Source organism: Nocardia sp. bgisy118 (assembly GCF_057708605.1).
Genome location: NZ_JBYISM010000002.1, coordinates 412,873 through 432,650 on the forward strand (window position 1 = coordinate 412,873; position 19,778 = coordinate 432,650).

The window sequence follows — 19,778 nt, forward strand, 5'->3', positions numbered from 1 at the left end:
CAGCTAATTCCTTTCGGAGACCACGGCCTGAGCCTCGGTGAGGAGGCGGTGCAGCGCGGCGGCGAGACCGCCGCCGCCGAGCGCCGCGAGCACGCCGGGCACCAGCCCGGCGAGGGAGACGTTGATGAGGACTTCCGGTGTCGCGGCTCCGCCCATGGCCTTGGCCACGGTCGTCAGCTTCGCGGCGAGATCGGCATAGGACACCCGGTGCGCACCGTGACTGAACGCGAGTTCGTCCGGCGCGAGAGCGGCTGCGGCGGAAATCAATTCGGGCAGTTCGGCGATCGTGACCGCGGGTGCGGCAGCGGGCCGCTGCTCACCTTCGGTGCGGATGTCGATGGCGCAAATCGCGATCGCCGGGTCCGCCGCGATCGCCGCGAGCACCAGCAGCAGCCGGTCGGCGTAGCGCTGGACCGTCGCGGCGTCGAAAATGTCGGTCGCGTAGCCGAATCGAAGCGCGAGCCCGTCCCGTTCACCCGCGGCGTCGAAGCGTTCGATGCCGGTGAGTTGCAGGTCGAACTTCGCCTCGTCCGGCGCGGGATCGAGCACTTCGACAGCGAGGCCGGGCAGTTCGACGCGGCCCGCGGGCATGTTCTGGAAGGTGAACATCACCTGGAACAGCGGAGAGTACGCGCCGGACCTGGCGCGGCCCATGGCCTCCACCACTTGCTCGAAGGGCAGGTCGGCGTGCGAGAGCGCGGCGAGGTCGCGATCCCTGGCCTGGCGAAGCAGATCGGCGAAGCCGGAGCGCGGTTCGATCTCGGTGCGCAGCACCACCGTGTTGACGAACATGCCGATCAGGTCGTCGAGTTCGGCCGCGCCGCGCCCGGCCACCGGGGCCCCGATGGTGATGTCGGCCGCGCCGGACAGCTTGGCCAGCAGCACAGCGAGTGCGCTGTGCATCAGGGTGAACAGCGTGGTCCCGTGGTCGCGCGCGATCCGCTCCAGCGTGCGGGTCAGCTCGGCGTCGACCGCGCAATCGATCGCGGCGCCGCGCATATCGCGGTGCGCCGGACGCGGGCGGTCGGTGGGCAACGCGAGCACTTCCGGCGCGCCCGCCAATTCCGTTGTCCAGTAGTCGAGTTGTCGTGCGTGCCAGCTCGCGGGATCGGCGGCGGAGCCGAGCAGCGCGCGCTGCCATTCGCTGTAGTCGCCGTACTGGACGGGCAGCGGCGCCCAGCCCGGTTCGCGGCCCGCCGCACGGTCGGCGTAGGCGCGGACCAGGTCCCTGGTCAGCGGCGCGATCGAGTAGCCGTCCGCGCAGATGTGGTGCAGCACGACGACCAGCACGTGCTCGTCGGCGGCGAGTTCGAACAGCGCGGCGCGGACGGCCGGCGCGACGGTGACATCGAAACCGGCGGCAACGAATTCCGCGATCCGACCGTCGATCTCGCTGGGCTGCACTGGAATCGGCGTCGGATCGAACGGCACCGCGGCGGCGTCGAGCACATCTTGCACCGGGCCTTCTCCGGTGTCCGGATAGCGGGTGCGCAGCGCCTCGTGCCGTTCCAGGACGTCCCGCGCGGCCGCCGCCAGCGCCGCTCGGTCCAGTGCGCCGGTGAGCCGGATGGCGGCCGGGATGTTGTAGGCGGCCGAGTCCTGCGCGAGGCGGTTCACCACCCACATGCGCTGCTGCGCGGGCGAGAGGCGGGCCGGGCGGGCGGTGTCGCGCCGTACCAGAGCCGGTCGTGCCTCGGCGTCGTCCTGGTCGGTCAGGCGCTGGGCCAGACGCGCGACGGTCGGCTCCTCGAACACCATGGCGACCGGAACCCGCACACCGAGTTCGGCGCCGAGACGGGCCGCGAGCTTGGTCGCGAGCAGCGAATTGCCGCCGAGCGCGAAGAAGTCGGTGTCGGCGCCGATCCGGCGGTCGGCCGTTGCCCCGTCGATCACCGCGGCGAAGGTGGCGGCGACCAGGCGCTCCAGGTCGGTGGCCGGGGCGCGGAAGGCGGCCTCCTCGAACACCGGCTCGGGCAGTTTCGCGCGGTCGACCTTCCCGTTGGCGTTGAGCGGCAGGGCGTCCAGCGCGACGAGGGCGGCGGGCACCATGTAGGTCGGCAGCCGCTTCGCCAGGCTCGCGCGCAGGTCCGCGGCGGACTCGGCGCAGCCGTCGGCCAGGACGACGTACGCGACCAGGCGCGCGCCTGCCCGCTCGTCCGCCTTGGCGACGGCCACCGCGGCCCGCACCTCCGGCAGCTTCAGCAGCGCGGTCTCCACCTCGCCGAGCTCTATGCGGAACCCGCCGATCTTGACCTGGAAATCGGCCCGCTCCAGGTACTCGAGATTGCCGTCGGCGCGCCACCGGACGATGTCGCCGGTGCGGTACATCCGCGCGGACGACTCGGCCGCGAACGGATCGGCCACGAACCGGTCCGCCGTGAGGCCGGGCCTGTGCTGGTAGCCGCGCGCCAATTGTGCACCCGCCAGGTACAGTTCGCCCGCGACGCCGACCGGGACCGGCTGTAGCCGGTCGTCCACCACGTACACCCGGCTGTTCCAGGCGGGCGTGCCGATCGGCACCGCCTGGCTCGGCCGCTCGGCCACCTCGTGCGCGGTGATCGACACCGCGGCCTCGGTCGGTCCGTAAAGGTTGTAGAGCCGCGCGCCACCGGCCGCCCGACCGAGGAACTCGGCGGCGGTCGCGGGCGGCAGCGCCTCACCGATGGCAAGTACCCGCCGCAGCCCGGCGGGCAGCGGTGCGTCCGGCGACGCCGCCAGCAGCATGCCGATCTGGGACGGCACCGCGTACAGCACGGTGACGCCGTGCCGTGCCATCAGCGCGCGCAGTCGATCCGGGTCGCGCTCGTCGCCGGGCCGGGTCACCACCAGCGCGCCGCCGGTGACCAGCGGGGACCAGAACTCCCACACCGAGAGATCGAAGGTGGCGGGCGTTTTCAGCAGCGTCCGGTCGGTCACGCCGAGCGTGAATCGCTCGCGCAGCCAGGCCAGCTGGTTGACGATCGCCGCGTGCGGCACGGTGACGCCCTTCGGCCGCCCGGTCGAACCGGACGTGAAGATGACGTACGCCGGATGCTCCGTGCGCAGCGGGCGGATCCGCTCGCTGTCCGCGACCGGGGCCGCCGAGAGGTGCGCCGCCACGAGCCGGTCCACCTCGAGGACGCGCACCGAGGTCTCGATCGGCATGCCGTCGGCCACGGTGGTGAGAGCGCAGACCGGTGCGGCGGTGTCGACGATGTAGGCGATGCGGTCGGCCGGGTGGTCCGGATCGACCGGCACGTAGGCGCCGCCCGCGCGGACCACCGCGTACATGGCGATCACCAGCTCGACCGACCGGCGCATGGCCAGCACGACGGTGCGCTCCGGGCCGACGCCCTGCCCGATCAACGCGCGCGCCAGCCGGTTCACCCGAGCGTCGAATTCGGCGTAGTTCAGAGACTTTCCGGTGTCGGCGTCGACGAGCGCCGGAGCGGCCGGGGTGTGCGCCGCCTGCCGGTCGACAAGATCGGCGAGGGTCAGCCGCTCGACCGAATGGGCGGTGGCGTTCCATTCGCCCAGCACACGCGCACGCTCGTCGCCGAGCAGGTCGAGGTCGCCGACCAGTGCGTCAGGCTGTGCGACAACGGATTCCAGCACGCTCTCGAGCAGGTCGATGATCCGCTCGGCGGTCGACGGCTCGAACAAGTCGGTGGCGTAGCCGAGGGTCAGCTGGATGCCCTCGGGCGTGCCGTCGGCGGCGTACCGGTCGACGGCGAACAGGTGCAGGTCGAATTGCGCTACGCCGTTGTCGAATTCGAGCTCGCGAACGGTTAGTCCCGGCAACCGCAGTTCGCCGCGCTCGTGATTCTGGAACGAGTAACCCACCTGGAAAAGCGGGTGTCGGGCGGTGGAGCGCTCCGGATTCAGCACCTCCACCAGTCGCTCGAACGGCACGTCGGCGTGTGAGAAGGCGGCGATGTCGGCGCCGCGAGCCTCGGTGAGCAGTTCGGCGAAGGACTGACCGCCCTCGACGCGGGTGCGCAGCACCAGGGTGTTGACGAACATGCCGATCACGTCGTCGAGTTCGGCCTCCCCACGCCCGGCCGTGGGCGTCCCGACGGCGATGTCGGCGACGCCGGACAGCCTGGCCAGCAACGCGGCGAAGGCGGCGTGCACGACCATGAACAGCGTCGCCCCGTGCGCGCGGCCGAGACCGACAAGCTGCTCGTGCAGCCGCGCCGGCACCAGCCGAGCCGTCTTCGCGCCGCGCAGGCTCTGCCAGACCGGGCGGGGACGATCGGTGGGCAGCGCGAGCTGATCGGGCAGACCGGCCAGCGCCTCGGTCCAATAGGCGATCTGCTCGGACGCGCGGGAGTCCGGATCGTCCTCGGCGCCGAGCAGCCCCCGCTGCCACAGCGCGTAATCGGCGTACTGCACGGCCAGCGGTGACCAGCACGGCGCGCGGTCGTCCAGGCGCGCGGTGTATGCCGTCATCAGATCGCGCACGAACGGCGCGACCGATGACCCGTCGGCGGCGATGTGATGCAGCACGCCCGCGAGCACGACATCGTCGGAGCCGATGCGGAACAACCGCATTCGCAGCGGGATCTCGGTGGTGACGTCGAATGCGGTGCCCGCGAGATCCCGAACGCGCTGCGGCAGACGGTCTTCGGTGACATCCACCGGGTACAGTGCCGGAACGGCCTGCGCCGCAGGCAGAATTCGCTGCGTCGGCGCTCCGTCCAGCTCGGGGTAGGTGGTGCGCAGCGATTCGTGCCTGCCGATCACGTCGGCCAGCGCGGACTGGAGCGCGGGTACGTCCACGTCGCCGGTCAGCCGCAGCGCCAGCGGGATGTTGTAGGCGACGGACGCGCCGTCGAACCGGTTCAGGAACCACATCCGCCGCTGGGCGGGCGAGAGCGGCAGCGTCTGCGGTCGTGCGCCCGCCACCAGCGGCGGCCGCGCGGCTCCGGCCTCCCCCGCGCTCACGGTCGCCGCCAGCTCCGCGACTCGCGGCGACTCGAACAGCGCCCGCACGCCGACCGGCTTGCCGAGCGCCGCGCCGATCCGGGCGGCGGCCTTGGCGGCGAGCAGGGAGCTGCCGCCCAGCGCGAAGAAGTCGTCGTCGGCCCCGACCTGGCCCGCGGCCGAAAGACCGAGCACCTCGGCGTACACACCGGCGACGATCTCCTCGACGACCGTGCCGGGCTTGCGGTAGGTCGTCGCCGCGAAGACCGGGGCGGGCAGCGCGGCGCGATCGAGTTTGCCGTTGACCGTCAACGGGATTCGATCCAGCGCGACGACAGCGGCGGGCACCATGTGCTCGGGCAGCGTGCGCGCCAGCTCCCTGCGCAACGCGGCCGCGTCGAGCGAGCCGTCCGCGACGACGTAGGCGACGATCCGCGCCTCGTCCACCAGATCGGTCCGCACCACCACCGCGGCCTCGGTGACCGCACCGGTGTCGAGCACGGCCGCCTCGATCTCGCCGAGCTCGATGCGGAACCCGCGCAGGTTCACCTGCTGGTCGGCGCGGCCGAGGTACTCCAGCTCGCCGTCGGCGGTCCAGCGCGCCAGATCGCCGGAGCGGTAGGCGCGCGAACCGTCGGCCGCGTAGGGATCGGCGACGAAACGGCTCGCGGTGAGCGCCGCCCGGCCCAGGTAGCCGCGAGCCAGCTGACCGCCGGAGACATAGATCTCGCCCGGCACCCCGACCGGCACCGGCCGCAGCCGCGCGTCGAGCACCCGCACCGTGAGCCCGGGAATCGCGCCGCCGATCACGCTCGCCGACCCCGTGCCCGGCTCGATCGGGCGGTACGACACATGCACCGTGGTCTCGGTGATGCCGTACATGTTCACCAGGCGCGGGCCGTCGGTATAGCGCGCGAACCACCCGGCCAGCCGCTGCGGTTCCAGCGCCTCACCGCCGAAAATCACGTGGCGCAGGGCAAATTCGGCGGGATCGACCGCGGCGTCGGCCGCCATGAGCTGATAGAACGCCGACGGCGTCTGGTTCAGCACCGTCACCGCCCGCTCGACGAGCAGACGGCGGAACTGCTCCGGCGATCGCGACGTGAAGTAGTCCACCACCACGAGTTCGCCGCCGAACAGCAGCGCGCCCCACAGCTCCCACACCGAGAAGTCGAAGGCGTAGGAGTGGAACATGGTCCACACGTCCGAGGGCCCGAACTCGAACCGGCGCCGGGTGTTGTCGAGCAGCCTGAGCACGTTGCGGTGCGGTACGGCAACGCCTTTCGGCCTGCCGGTGGAACCGGAGGTGTAGATGACGTACGCGGTGTGCGCCGGATGCAGCGGGGCCCGCCGGTCGGCGTCGGTGAGCGGCTCGGCGCTCACCGACGCGAGGTCGGCCGCCACATCGAGTACCGGGCCGCCGAACCAGTCGCGCGGCAGGCCCGTCGCGGCGGAACTAACGGCGCAGACCGGCCGGGCATCGTCGATCATGTACTCGATGCGATCGGCCGGGTAGTCGGGATCGATCGGCAGATAACCGCCGCCCGCCTCGAGCACGGCGAGCAGCGCGACGATCAGCTCGACCGATCGCGGCAGCGCCACCGCCACCAGGGTTTCCGGCCCGACGCCCGCGGCGATCAGCCGCCGGGCCAGTCGGTTGGCCCTGGCCGTCAGCTCGCGGTAGGTCACGACCTCTTCGCCCGCGCGCACCGCGACGGCGGTCGGATCGAGCGCTGCGGCGCAACGGAAGCGGTCTATCAGCGTCTCGTCGGCGGCGGCCAGGTCCGGGCCGGTGCTCGCCCATTCGACCAGCGCGCGGCGCTGTTCCTCCGCGGAGAGCAGCTGGATGTCGCCGACCGCGACCGTCGCGTCCGCGGCGACCGCCGCCAGCACCTGGGTGAACCGGCGGGCCAGCACCGCCACCGTTTCGCAGTCGAAAAGATCTGTGGCGTAGGTGATCTCGATGTCGATGCCGTCGGCGCGGCCGTCCGAATCGTCGGCAGCCACCACGGTGAACTGTAGATCGAATTCGGCGCCGACCGCGTCCAGCTCGACCGGCCGCACCCGAAGCCCGGCCAGCTCGAGCACGGGCACGGTGAAATTCTGCATGGTGAGTGCGACCTGGAAGAGCGGGTGGCGGTTGCGCGCGCGGTGCGGCGCGAGCAGCTCGACCAGCCGCTCGAAGGGCAGGTCGGCGTGCGCGAGCGCCTCCAGGTCGCGGGAACGCACGTCGTCGAGGACGGTCTCGAACCGCGCCCGCGGGTCGATCCGGCTGCGCAGCACCAAGGTGTTGACGAACATGCCTACCAAGCCGTCGAGTTCGGCCTCGCCGCGTCCGGCCACCGGGGTGCCGATGGCGATGTCCGCACTCCCCGACAACCGCGCGAGCAGTACGGCCAGCGCGGCGTGCACGGTGCTGAACAGCGTGGTCTCCCGCTTGCGCGCGAGTTCGCGCAGCTCGCTGTGCAGGTCGGAATCGATGCGCAGCCGGTGGGTCGCGCCGCGATGGGTGGACACGGCCGGGCGCGGCCGGTCGGCGGGCAGCTCCAGCTGTTCGGGCAGGCCGTCGAGCGTGCGACGCCAGAACTCCAGCTGACGGTGCGCGCGCGACTCGGGATCGTCGGCGGCGCCGAGGATTTCGGCCTGCCACAGGGTGTAGTCGGCGTACTGGATGGGCAGCGGAGTCCAGTCCGGCGCGCCGCCGTCGCGACGGGCGGCGTAGGCGGTCATGAGGTCGGCGGCCAGCGGACCGAGCGAGAATCCGTCGGCCGAGATGTGGTGCAACACGAGCAGGAGCACGTGCTCCACCGATTCGGCGCCGGTGAGCGCGAACAGGTGGGCGCGCAGCGGGGTCTCTTCGGTGAGATCGAAAGTGACCGCGGCGCAGGCGGCGAGGCGTTCGGTCAGCGCCGATTCCGCGACCCGCTCCTGGCGCAGCACCGGAGCCCGGCGCGGCAGGACCACTTGCTCGGCGCCGTCGGGTCCGGCCGGGTACACGGTGCGCAGCGACTCGTGCCTGGCGATGACGTCGCCGAGCGCGGCCTCCAGCGCCGGGACGTCGAGGTCACCGCCGAGCCGCAGCGCGACCGGGATGTTGTCGACCGCGTCGCCCGGCCCATCGGCGTCGGCGAGGAAACGGTTCAGGAACCAGATGCGCTGTTGCGCGGGCGAGAGCGGCAATCGCTCGGGCCGCGGGCGGTGGGTCGGCGCCGGCCTGCCGCCACGGCCGCGCAACGCTTCGGCCCGCGTCGCCATAGCGTGCACCCTGGGCGCGTCGAAGAGCAGCCGCACCGGCAGCTGGGTGTCCAGCGCCGCGCCGAGCCGGGCCGCCACCCTGGTGGCGGTGAGCGAATTGCCGCCGAGCGCGAAGAAGTCGTCGTCGAGCCCGACGCGCGGCACGCCAAGCACATCGGCGAATACGCGCGCGACGAGCTGCTGTGCGGGTGTCACCGGCGCGCGGAACGCCGCCGCCTCGAGCACCGGCGCGGGCAGGGCCTTACGATCGAGCTTGCCGGAGGCGTTGAGCGGGAACTCCTCCAGCGAGACGAACGCCGAGGGCACCATATACGCCGGTATGCGCTGTGACAGAGCTGCTTTCACCGAATCTATGTCGATGGCCGACTCCGGCGCGGCGATCAGGTACGCGACGAGCTGCGTACCGTCTCGCACCACGACGACGGCCTGGTCGATCTCCGGCAGCGCGATCAGGGCGGCCTCGATCTCGCCGAGCTCGATGCGCAGACCGCGCAGCTTCACCTGGAAATCGGTGCGGCCCAGGTACTCCAGCTCACCCGTCGCCCGGCCACCCAACGAATCGCTTCGCGATGCGGGAAGCCATCGGACGAGATCGCCGGTGCGGTACATGCGCTCGGCGCTGGCGAACGGATTGGCCACGAAGCGATCCGCGGTGAGATCCGGCCGCCGCGCATACCCGCGCGCCAGCTGCGCGCCCGCGAGGTACAGCTCGCCCGGCACGCCGACCGGCACCGGCCGCAGCCGCGAATCCAGCACGTACACCCGGGTGTTGGCCACCGGGACGCCGATCGGCACGCTGTCGGTGTCCGCGTCGACCACCTCGTGGTAGGTGACGTCGACGGCCGCCTCGGTCGGGCCGTACAGGTTGTGCAGCCGCGCTCCGGTCAGCGCGCGCAGCCGCTGCGCGGGTCCCGGCACCAGCGCCTCGCCGGAGGCGAACACCATGCGCAGCGAATCGCACTGCGCCACCGCGTGTTCCGCGACAAACACCGCCAGCATCGAGGGCACGAAATGCGCCACCGACACCCGTTCCCGGATGATCAGCTCGGCGAGATAGCGCGGATCGCGGTGCCCGTCCGGGCGCGCCACCGCCAGGCGGGCGCCGATCTGCAACGGCCAGAAGAACTCCCACACCGACACGTCGAATGTCGCGGGCGTCTTCTGCAACACGACGTCCTCGGCGGTGAGCCCGTATTCGGACTGCATCCACAGCAGCCGGTTCACGATCGCCGCGTGCGACACCGCGACACCCTTGGGCATACCGGTGGACCCGGAGGTGAACAGGACGTAGGCCGCGTTGCCCGGGCCGAGCGCACCGAGCCGATCCGCGTCGGTGAGCGGGGCGTCGGAATAGTCGGAGGTGTCGAACTGGTCGACATCCAGCACCGCCCACACCCGCGCACCGCCCTCGGACGACTCGAGATCCAGGCCGTCGCCGGTGCGGCTGAGCACACACACCGGCCGCGCACCGCGCAACACGTGCTCGATGCGCTCGGCGGGATGGTCGGGATCCACCGGGACGTACGCGCCGCCCGCCGTGATCACCGCGTACATGGCGACGACCAGATCCAGCGAGCGCCGCATGCCGATCGCCACGGTGCTCTCCGGCCGCACGCCGATGGACACCAGCAGCCGCGCCAACCGGTTGACCCGGCCCGCGAACTCGCCATAGGTGAGCGTCGCGTAGCGACTCGATGTGGGGTGGTGGTCGGGCGACGGGTGGGCCGCCGACTCGTCCTCGAAGGTCACCGCGATGGCGTCGGGGGTCCGCCGTGCCTGCGCCTCGAACAGCGACACCAAGGTCGCCACGGGGCCGAGGGCGCGTGCGGTGGCGTTCCACGTGCCGAGCAACTGGGTGCGTTCGGCGGCAGACAGCGTATCGATGTCGCCGACGAGCACGGCGGGATCGGCGCAGACCCCGTCGAGCACCCGCTCGAGCCGGGCCGCGAACGAGGCGACGGTGTCGGCGTCGAACAGGTCGGTCGCGTACTCGAAGACGGCGTCGATGCCGTCCGCCGTCTCGGCGAGCGTGAGCTGGAGATCGAATTTCGCGGTGTGCGTGTCGATGTCGAGTTCGCCGACGTGCAGGTCGGCCAGCTCGACGGTCGCGCTCGCGGTGTTCTGGAAGTCCAGCATCACCTGGAACAGCGGGTGTCTTGCCGCCGATCGCTCGGGGTCGAGCACTTCGACGAGCCGCTCGAACGGCACGTCGCCGTGGGCGAACGCGCGCAGGTCGCCGTCGCGCACGGCCGCGACCAGCTCGGCGAAGGTGCATTCGGGTCGCACGTCGGCGCGCAGCACCAGGGTGTTGACGAACATGCCGACGAGGTCGTCGAGCGCCTGCTCGCCGCGGCCCGCGACCGGGGTGCCGATCGCGATGTCCCGCTGACCGGAGAGCTTCGCCAGCGTCGCCGCGACGGCCGCGTGCAGCACCATGAACAGCGACGCGTTGGCGGACTCGGCGATCTCGCGCAGCCGTCGGTGGGTCGCGGCGGGAATTCGGAAGGCGTGCCGTGCTCCGCGTCCCGAGGCGGCGGCGGGGCGGGGCCGGTCGGCGGGCAGGGCGAGCAGGTCCGGCAGGTCGGCCAATTCGGCGGACCAGAACCGCAGCTGCTCGGCCATCAGCGAGTCGGGATCTTCCTCGGAGCCGAGGATTCGGCGCTGCCACAGCGTGTAGTCGGCGTACTGCACCGGAAGGGGCGACCAGTCCGGCGCGTTTCCTGCGCGCCGAGAAAAGTAGGCGCGCAGCAGGTCCCGCGTGAACGGCGCGATGGACCAGCCGTCCGCGGCGATGTGGTGCAGCGACACGACGAGCACGTGCTCGACATCGGAGCGGCGCAGCAGCGTCAGGCGCACCGGCGGAGCCTGCGTCACGGCGAAAGGCATTGCGGCGAGCGCGCGTACCCGGTCGAGCACCTCGTCGGTCTCGTCGACGATCTCCAGGACCGGGCCGCGGTCCGCGGGAAGGACCTCTTGGCGCGCCGATCCGTCGACGGCGGGGTACCGGGTGCGCAGCGCCTCGTGCCTGACGACGACGTCGGTGACGGCGGCGGCCAGCGCCGTCCGGTCCAGCGGACCGGTGAGCCGGACCGCGGCGGTCAGATTGTTCGCCATGGATGTCGCGTCGAACTGGTTCAGGAACCACATCCGCTGCTGCGCGTAGGAGAGCGGCACGATCGCCGGACGCTCAGTGGCGACCAGCGGCTGACGAGTACACGTGGTCGGCGCGCCCACCAACTCCGCGGCGAGCGCGACCACGGTCGGGTGTTCGAAGAGCAGCCGCACCGGCACGTCGGCCCGCAGCCGGGCGGCCAGCCGCGCCGCGATTCGGGTGGCCACCAACGAGTTTCCGCCGACGGCGAAGAAGTCGTCGTCGAGACCGACCCGGTCGAGTCCGAGCACCTCGGCGAACACCTCGGCCACCGCGCGCTCGGCCTCGGTGACCGGGGCGCGGAATTCCTTGACCGCCAACACCGGATCGGGCAGCGCCTTGCGGTCCAGCTTGCCCGAGCTGGTCAGCGGCATGGCCGCCAGCGCGACATAGGCGGAGGGCACCATGTAGGAAGGCAGTGTGGCGCGCAGCCTGCCTGCCAACACCGCGGCCACCTCGGTCTCGGGGAGGTCGGTCACCACGTACGCCACCAGCAGCTCACCGGCCGGATGGGCGAAGACGCGCACCGCGGCGGCGCGCACATCGGGGGCGAGCAGCGCCGCCTCGATCTCGCCGAGCTCGATGCGCTGACCGCGCAGTTTCACCTGGAAGTCGCTGCGTCCCAGGTATTCCAGTTGTCCGTCCCGGTTCCGCCGAACCAGATCGCCGGTGCGGTACATGCGCGCGCCCGCAGGACCGTAGGGATCGGCGACGAATCGTTCGGCGCTGAGCTCAGGGCGGCGGTGATAGCCGCGCGCGAGCTGCACCCCGGACAGGTACAGCTCGCCCACCACCGTTTCCGGCACCGGGCGCAGCCGGCTGTCCAGCACCAGCACGCGGGTGGCGCGCACCGGTCGCCCGATCGGCGTCGGACCCGGGGTCGCGGTCACCGGCGCGTGCGTGGCGTGCACCGTGAATTCGGTCGGACCGTAGAGATTGTGCAGTTCGGCGCCGCTCACGGCGGCGAATTCCGCGGCCGCTTCGCCGGTCATCGCCTCGCCCGCGACGAAGACGGCGTGCAGGGTGGCGATCGACGCGGCGGGCGCGGCGGCGGCGAACACCGTGAGCATCGAGGGCACGAAGGACGTCATCGTGACGCCGTGCGCCGCGATGGTCGCGGCGAGATAGGCGCTGTCGCGGTGTCCCTCGTGCGCGGCGACCACCAGGCGCGCGCCGCTCGTCAACGGCGCGAACAGTTCCCAGACCGAGACGTCGAAGGTCGCGGGAGTCTTGAACAGCACGACGTCGGCGGGGCCGACGCCGTATTCGCCGACGATCCAGCGCACCTGGTTCGCCACCGAGTCGTGCTGCACCGCCACGCCTTTCGGGCGGCCGGTCGACCCGGAGGTGAAGATCACGTACGCGGTGTTGGCGGCGCGCAGCGGGCGCAGGCGTTCCTCGTCGAGCACCGCGGCGTCCGCGTAGCCCGACAGATCGAGCGCATCCACCTCGAGGACCGGCGGCGCGCCCTCCGACGTCACCGCCCATCCGTCGGAGGACCGGGTGAGCACGCACACCGCACGGGCGGAGGACAGCACGTGGGCGAGCCGCGACGCGGGCTGATCCGGATCGACGGGAACGTATCCGCCGCCTGCTGTCAGCGCCGCGTAGGCGGCGAGCACGAAGTCGGCGCTGCGCCGCATCCCGAGCACCACCAGCGTCTCCGGGCCGACACCGGCATCGATGAGACGCCGAGCCAGCCGATGCACCCCCGCCGCGAATGCCGCGTAGGTCAGCGTGTGGTCGCCGTCGATCACCGCGACGGCATCGGGGGTGCGGCGGACCTGCGCTTCGAACGCCGCGAGCACGGTGCCCGTCGCGACCGGCTCCCCCGCTGCGGCCGACTCTCCCGCCGAGCCCGGCTCGATCGCCCGGCCCAGCTCCACCGCCCAACCCAGTTCGGCGGTGTCCAGCAGCGGCAGATCGCCGACCGCCGTGTCCGTGTCGCTCGTCAGCGCCTCGAGCACGCGCAGATACCAGCGCGCGAAGTCGGCGACGGTGGCCTCGTCGAAGAGATCTGTGGTGTAGGTGAATTCGGCCGGGACCCCCGCCGGTGCCGAACCTTCCCCGAGTCCGGCACCGGCGAAGCCTGCGGTGACCGTGAGCTGGAGATCGAACTTGGTCACCCCGGTGTCCAGGGTACCGGTGCGAACCGACATACCGGGGAGTTCGAATCGGATGTCGGCGGCGTTGTCGACCGAGAGCAACACCTGGAAGAGCGGATGCCTGGCCTGCGAGCGCGGCGGGTTCAGCGCGTCGACCACCTGCTCGAACGGAACCTGCGCGTGCCCGAAGGCGGCGAGGTCCGTCGCGCGCACCGCGGCGAGCAGTTCCGCGCCGGTCGCCGCGGCGTCGATCCGGGTGCGCAGCACCAGGGTGTTGACGAACATGCCGATCATGTCGTCGAGTTCGCGTTCGCCGCGCCCGGCGACCGGCGTGCCGACCACGATGTCGTCGCCGCCGGTCAGTCGTGCGAGCAGCAGCGCGAGCGCGGCGTGCAGGACCATGAACTCGGAGAGCCCGGTGGCCCGCGCGGTCGCGGTGACGCGCGCGACCACCGCGGTGGGCACCTCGAAGCGGTACGCCGCGCCGCGTCCGGTAGCGATCGCGGGGCGCGGCCGATCGGCGGGCAGCTCCAGCAGATCCGGTGCGCCTGCCAGCGTCTCGGTCCAATAGGCCAGTTGACGGGCCAGCGGCGCGTCCGGGTCGGATGCCGCGCCGAGCGCCTCCCGCTGCCACAGGCCGTAGTCGGCGTACTGCACCGCGAGCGGAGACCAGTCCGGCGTCCCGCCCGCCCGGCGAGCGGCATAGGCCGTCATCACGTCGCGGGCCAACACGCGCAGCGAAAGCCCGTCCGCCGCGATGTGATGCAGCACGAGGGCCAGGGCGTAGCCGTCGGAGTCGACGGCGAACAGCCGCGCGCGCAACGGGATCTCGCACTCCAGGTCGAAGCCGGTGGCGGCGAATCCGGCCAGCGCCGCGTCCATCTCGGCCGCGCCGATCGGCTCGGTCGCGCCGAGCACCGCGACCTCGTCGGCGGACAACACGATCTGCTGCGCAGGGACATCGTGGTCCGGCTCGTCGAGCACGGCGGGGAACACGGTGCGCAGCACCTCGTGCCGCGCCACCACGTCGCCGATCGCCCGCCGCAGCGCGGTCACGTCCACCTCGCCGCGCAGCCGCGCCACGAACGGCATGTTGTAGTCGGCGGAGCGTTCGAAGCGGTTCAGGAACCAGATCCGCTGCTGCGCGAGAGAAAGCGGAACCAGCGGCGGCCGCGGTACCACCCGCAGCCTGCGGGGCGCGGACGCGCCGCCGGTTCCGCCCGCCCGCTCGATCAGTTCCGCGAGATCGGACACCGTGGTGGCGGTGAACAATTCGCGGACTCCGAGCGGGCAGCCCAGGTCGGCGGCCAGCCGGGCGGTCACCTGCGTGGCCACCAGGCTGTTGCCGCCGAGTGCGAAGAAGTCGTCGTCGCGGCCGACCGACGCGCGGCCGAGCACCTCACCGAACACGCGGGCGACCGCCTGCTCGACTTCGGTGACCGGCGCGTGGTATTCGGCGCTGCGCCGCGGCGGCGCGGGCAGGGCCGCGCGGTCCAATTTGCCCGACACGTTGACCGGGAGGGCGTCGAGAACCACGTAGGCCGCGGGCACCATGTAGCCGGGCAGCGATCCCGCCGCCGCGGCCCGCAGCTGTTCGGGCCGCACGGTGCCGGGCTCGGACTCCACCGCGTAGGCCACCAGCTGTTCGCCGGCGCCCGCGTCGTCGCGCACCACGACGACGGCGCGCACCACCGAGTCGACCGTGCCGAGCACCGCCTCGATCTCGCCGAGCTCGATGCGCAGGCCGCGCAGCTTCACCTGGAAATCGGTGCGACCCAGGTATTCCAGTTCGCCGTTGGTGGTCCAGCGCACCAGGTCACCGGTGCGATACATCCGGTCGCCCGGCGACGCGGGCCCGTCCTGGCCCGCGAACGGGTCGGCGAGGAAACGCGCGGCCGTCAGGCCGGGCCTGGCGACATAACCCCGGGCGAGCTGTACCCCCGACAGATACAGCTCACCCGGAGCCCCGACCGGCACCGGCCGCAGCCGGGAATCGAGCACATAGAGCCGAGTGTTGAACACCGGCGCTCCGATCGGCACCGAGAGGGTATCGGTATCGGTCACCTCGTGAAAGGTGACGTCCACCGCAGCCTCGGTGGGACCGTACAGGTTGTGCAGCCGGGCGCCGGTCAGCACCCGCATCCGCTGGGCCAGCGCGGCGGGCAGCGCCTCACCGGAAGCGAAGACCGAGCGAAGCGTGGAATCGCGCGCGATGTCCTGATGCGCCAGAAAGACTTCCAGCATCGACGGCACGAAATGCGCGGTGGTGACGCCATATTCGGCGATGACTTCGCGCAGGTAGGCCGGGTCGCGATGGCCGTCGGGCTGCGCGAGCACCAATGTGGCACCGATCTGCAAGGGCCAGAAGAACTCCCACACCGACACGTCGAACGTCGCGGGGGTCTTTTGCAGCACCACGTCGGCCGCGGTCAGCCGATAGGTCTCCTGCATCCACACCAATCGGTTCACGATGGCCTCGTGGGTCACCACCACGCCCTTGGGCTTGCCGGTGGAACCGGAGGTGAAGATCACATACGCGGGGTGGTCCTGCCGCAGCGCGGCGGTGCGCTCGCGCTCCCAGACCGGACCGTCCGGATATCCGCGCTGCTCCAGGCGATCCAGCCGCACCACCGGCACGTCGACCGCGAGGTCCTCGGCGGTGAGGACACAGGCGGGCCGGGCGGTGGCCAGGATGTGCGCGGTGCGATCGGCCGGGTGGTCCGGGTCCAGCGGCACGTAGGCCGCGCCCGCCGTGAGTACCGCGTACATGGCGACGACCAGCTCGGGCGACCTGCGCAGGTGCAGGGCGACCCGGGTCTCCGGTCCGACACCGCGCTCGATCAGACACCTGGCCAGCCGGTTCACCTCGGCGGCCAGTTGGCGGTAGGTCAGCGTGGCGTCCGGTGCGTCGGCCCCGCGCAGCGCAACGTCCCCGCGCAGCGCAACGTCCCCGCTCAGCGCAACGTCCCAGCGCAGCGCGACCGCGTCCGGGGTTCGGGCCGTCTGCGCCTCGAACATCGCCACCAGCGTCGCGGCGGAGTGCGCGCCCGGCGCACGGGTGGCGACAAGCGCCTCGACATCGCAGCCGGTGGCGTTCCATATTCGGGTGCTGACCTCGATCTCCAGCTCGGTCGCCACATCGATCGCGGCCATCGGCGCGTCCAGGTCCGCGGCGACCAGCCGCTCCAGGTACTGCACGAAACGGGCGTGATGGCGGGCCAGGTCGTCGGCCGCGTAGAGGTTCGGGTTCGCCTCGAAATCGACGTGCACGCGGTCGCGTTCGCCGTAGTAGACGTTCAGGCTCAGGTCCTCCACCGGTCCGGTGGACAGCACGTGGTACCGGCCCGTCGTGGTGCCGAGCGTCAGGTCGCTGCGGAACAGCATGATGTTGGCCAGCGGGCCGAACAACGCGCGCCGGGCCGGGCGGCCGTCGTGGTCGGCGTCGCGGCGAATGTCCTCGTGCCGGTACCGCTGGTGCCGCAGCGCCCCGGCGACCTCGACGCGGGTGGCGCGCAACAGGTCACCCCAGGTAGCCGCGCCCAGCGACATCCGCAGCGGCACGATGTTGGAGAGCATGCCCGCCGAGCGCCGCATCACGGCGGTGGTGCGCGCGGTGACCGGCAGACTCAGCACCACGTCGTCGCGGTCGGTCAGGCGGCCGAGGTATCCGGCGAAGGCCGCGAGAAGCACCACCGCGATCGTCGAATCCTGGCTCTCGGCAACGGTGTTCATTCGATCGACCAGCTCGTCGGGCAGGCCGCGTCCGACGATCAGGTTGCTCGCCGCGCGCGGGGCGGTGCGCGGGTCCAGGCTGGTCACGCCGTCGAGCCCGGCCACCCGCTCGGCCCAGTGGGCGCGGTCGGTCGCGTAGCGCCCGCTCTCGCGGTAGGCGATCTCGCCCTCAACGAGCGTCTCCAGGCTGCCCGGCCGGATGGCTTCCGGCTCCGCGCCGAGCACCCGCGCGGTGTACCGCTCGGCCACCCGTATGGTGTTGGTCAGCGCGCCGTAGCCGTCGAGCACGATGTGGTGGGCGCGCAGGTACCAGAAGTAGCGTCGATCGGCGATGCGCAGCACCGCGCCCGCGAACAGCCTGTCGCGCACCAGATCCACCGGGGCGCAGGCATCGGCGCGCATCCACTCCGTGGCGGCGGCCACCGGGTCGGCGTGCGAGCGAAAGTCGATCAGTGGGATGTCGATGGACAGTTCGGTGTCGACGCACTGATACGGCGTGCCGCCCTCCTCGCCGAGCCGCACCAGCGTGGACCCGTAGTCGAGCGCCGCCGCGCGCGAAACCTCCTGCAGCAGTGCCGCATCCAGCTCGCCCTGCACGTCGACGTACTGCGCGACATTGATCGGGACCTGGGGCTCGAGCAGCTGCGCGTACCAGAGGCCGAGCTGCGCGGGAGCGAGCGGAAACGATGTGAGGGACGGTGTATGGCTCGCCGCGTTCCCGTTCGGCCGCGCGCTGAACCCACCCAACTCCGTACCGTGCACCAGAGCCTCCTCGTTAAGCGAAAGAACAGCTGGCCGAAGGCTTTTGGGCAGCACGAAGAAACCCCCGGCGGGTGGGTCCTCCGACCCGACGCCTGGCATCGGCGCCACTACAGGCGATTCGGCGAGAGCGCGACGGTGACGACGTCACCCGCGCGAGATCCAACAAATTGGTGAGACGAGATCGGCGGCCGGAGCCGCCGTGCCTAACTCTTGATCGTTCCTCCAACTCCACTGCCGGGGGACTCGGTCCACGCCCCCGGTGGTGTTTCCTACGTCACACGGATGTCACCGCGCATTGCGAACATTAGGCGGTCGGGAAATAAAAAGGAACAAGTTCCGATAAAAAAACCTGGACGGTTGTCCATCTCGCTCGCGGACGACAGCTAACTCCGAGCAGAATTGTGCGCGCGACCACAATCCGTGTCGCTTTGTGAGCTACCGCACTTTCAGATGTGCAGACTATGAGCCGGAACGTTGCATCCGCGTTGCATCGGCGCCGAGGCGGCGATCGAGTACCCGAATCTTGGCCTCGATCTGCGCATACAGCGGAGAATCGCGATCTACGGCCGCGCGGTATACGGCCCATGCCGCGGCGTCGTCGCGACCTTCCGCGCCGGCGGTCCAGCGCCGCAACACCGCGGCATCACGCGAACCGAGCACCGCGGTACGCAACCGCACGCGCAGTTCGTCTCGAATATCGATAATTCCCGGTGCGGTGGAACGCGGCAGCACCGGACCGGCATAGAGACGTAATGCGGAATCGACATCACCGGAGTCGAGTGCCGCCCGCAGCGCCTCCACATCGGTTGCGACATGGACGCGCAACTTGTATGGGCGCGAACCGAACACGGTCGGACCGACCACCGACCGCAGCCGGGACATGGCGGCGCGGATCGTGCCGTTGTCCAGATCGGTGTCGTCGAGCAGCAGTGCGAGGTGGTCGGCGCCGAGCCCCTCGGGATGCTCGGCCAGCAGCAGCAGGATCTCGGCGTGCCGCTGCGACAACGGAACCCGATCGCCCGCGATGGTCAGTTGCGGCTGCCCGAGACCGAGCACGTCGAGGCCGAGACCGCGCGACTCGGCGGCCGCCACGGGTTCCGGCCGTTCCCGCCCATGCAGGCCGTGCCGACCCGAGCGCATCGCACTGAGCACCAGATCCATCTCCGCGGCGGTGGCCGTCGCCTTCACCAGCGCGAGGATCTCGGGCTTCGCCACCCGCACACCCCCAGCTATCACCAGGACACCCACCAGCCTGCCGTCCGGGTCGTGCACCGGCGCTGCGGCGCCGGTGATCTGGTGCATGCGGTGCAAAAAGTGCTCTGGCCCATGGATCCAGGCGGCGCGGCCGGTGCGGACGACCAAACCCACCGCATTGGTGCCGACCCGGCGCTCGCTCAGATCATCGCCCGCGCGCAGTCCGATCTCCGCTGCGGCCGCGACTTGTTCGGGTTTGCCGTGCACCGAAAGTACTCGCCCGAATTGATCGGCGATCGCGACTATCAGACCCGTACGAGCCGCGTCTTCGACGAGCAATTTATCGATCAGCGGCATCAGGCCCGCCATCGGATGAGCATCCCGATAACGTTGCAAATCGGCTCCGCGCAAGCCGCGTTCGCTCAGCACGTCCATCGGATCGACGCCGGTACGCAGGCTGCGCAACCAGGATTCCAACACGAGCGGACGCAGCAAACCGGCTAGCTGCGCGAGCTGCTCGCCACCCGCGCTAAGATATCCATGTGCTTGTGCGGCATAGGCTTCCAGTGCGCCGAGTTGCGTGCCAGGTTCGACGCCGTGCCGTGGGGACCGCCCACCTGCAAGATTGCTGACCATTTGCCTTTCTTTCCGCCCCAAACTGTACCGGCGCGTAT

At 71.2% G+C, this 19,778-nt stretch carries 2 protein-coding genes; both read right to left on the reverse strand.

Translation table 11 applies throughout. The annotated features are described in order from the left end of the window. Window positions 1–3: 3 nt before the first annotated feature. On the reverse strand, window positions 4–17,910 hold the full coding sequence (locus tag AC3EO7_RS04000) for a non-ribosomal peptide synthase/polyketide synthase (protein ID WP_435590470.1): 17,907 nt from the start codon (window positions 17,908–17,910) through the stop codon (window positions 4–6). A gap of 459 nt (window positions 17,911–18,369) precedes the next feature. Continuing rightward, window positions 18,370–19,740 (reverse strand): GAF domain-containing protein, encoded by a 1,371-nt coding sequence (locus AC3EO7_RS04005; protein ID WP_431965239.1) that lies wholly within the window; start codon window positions 19,738–19,740, stop codon window positions 18,370–18,372. Window positions 19,741–19,778: the final 38 nt, after the last annotated feature.

What these genes read in the sequence shown, in the direction of transcription:
- AC3EO7_RS04005 (WP_431965239.1), bottom strand. Translation starts at nt 19,740, where the DNA reads ATGGTCAGCAATCTTGCAGGTGGGCGGTCCCCACGGCACGGCGTCGAA.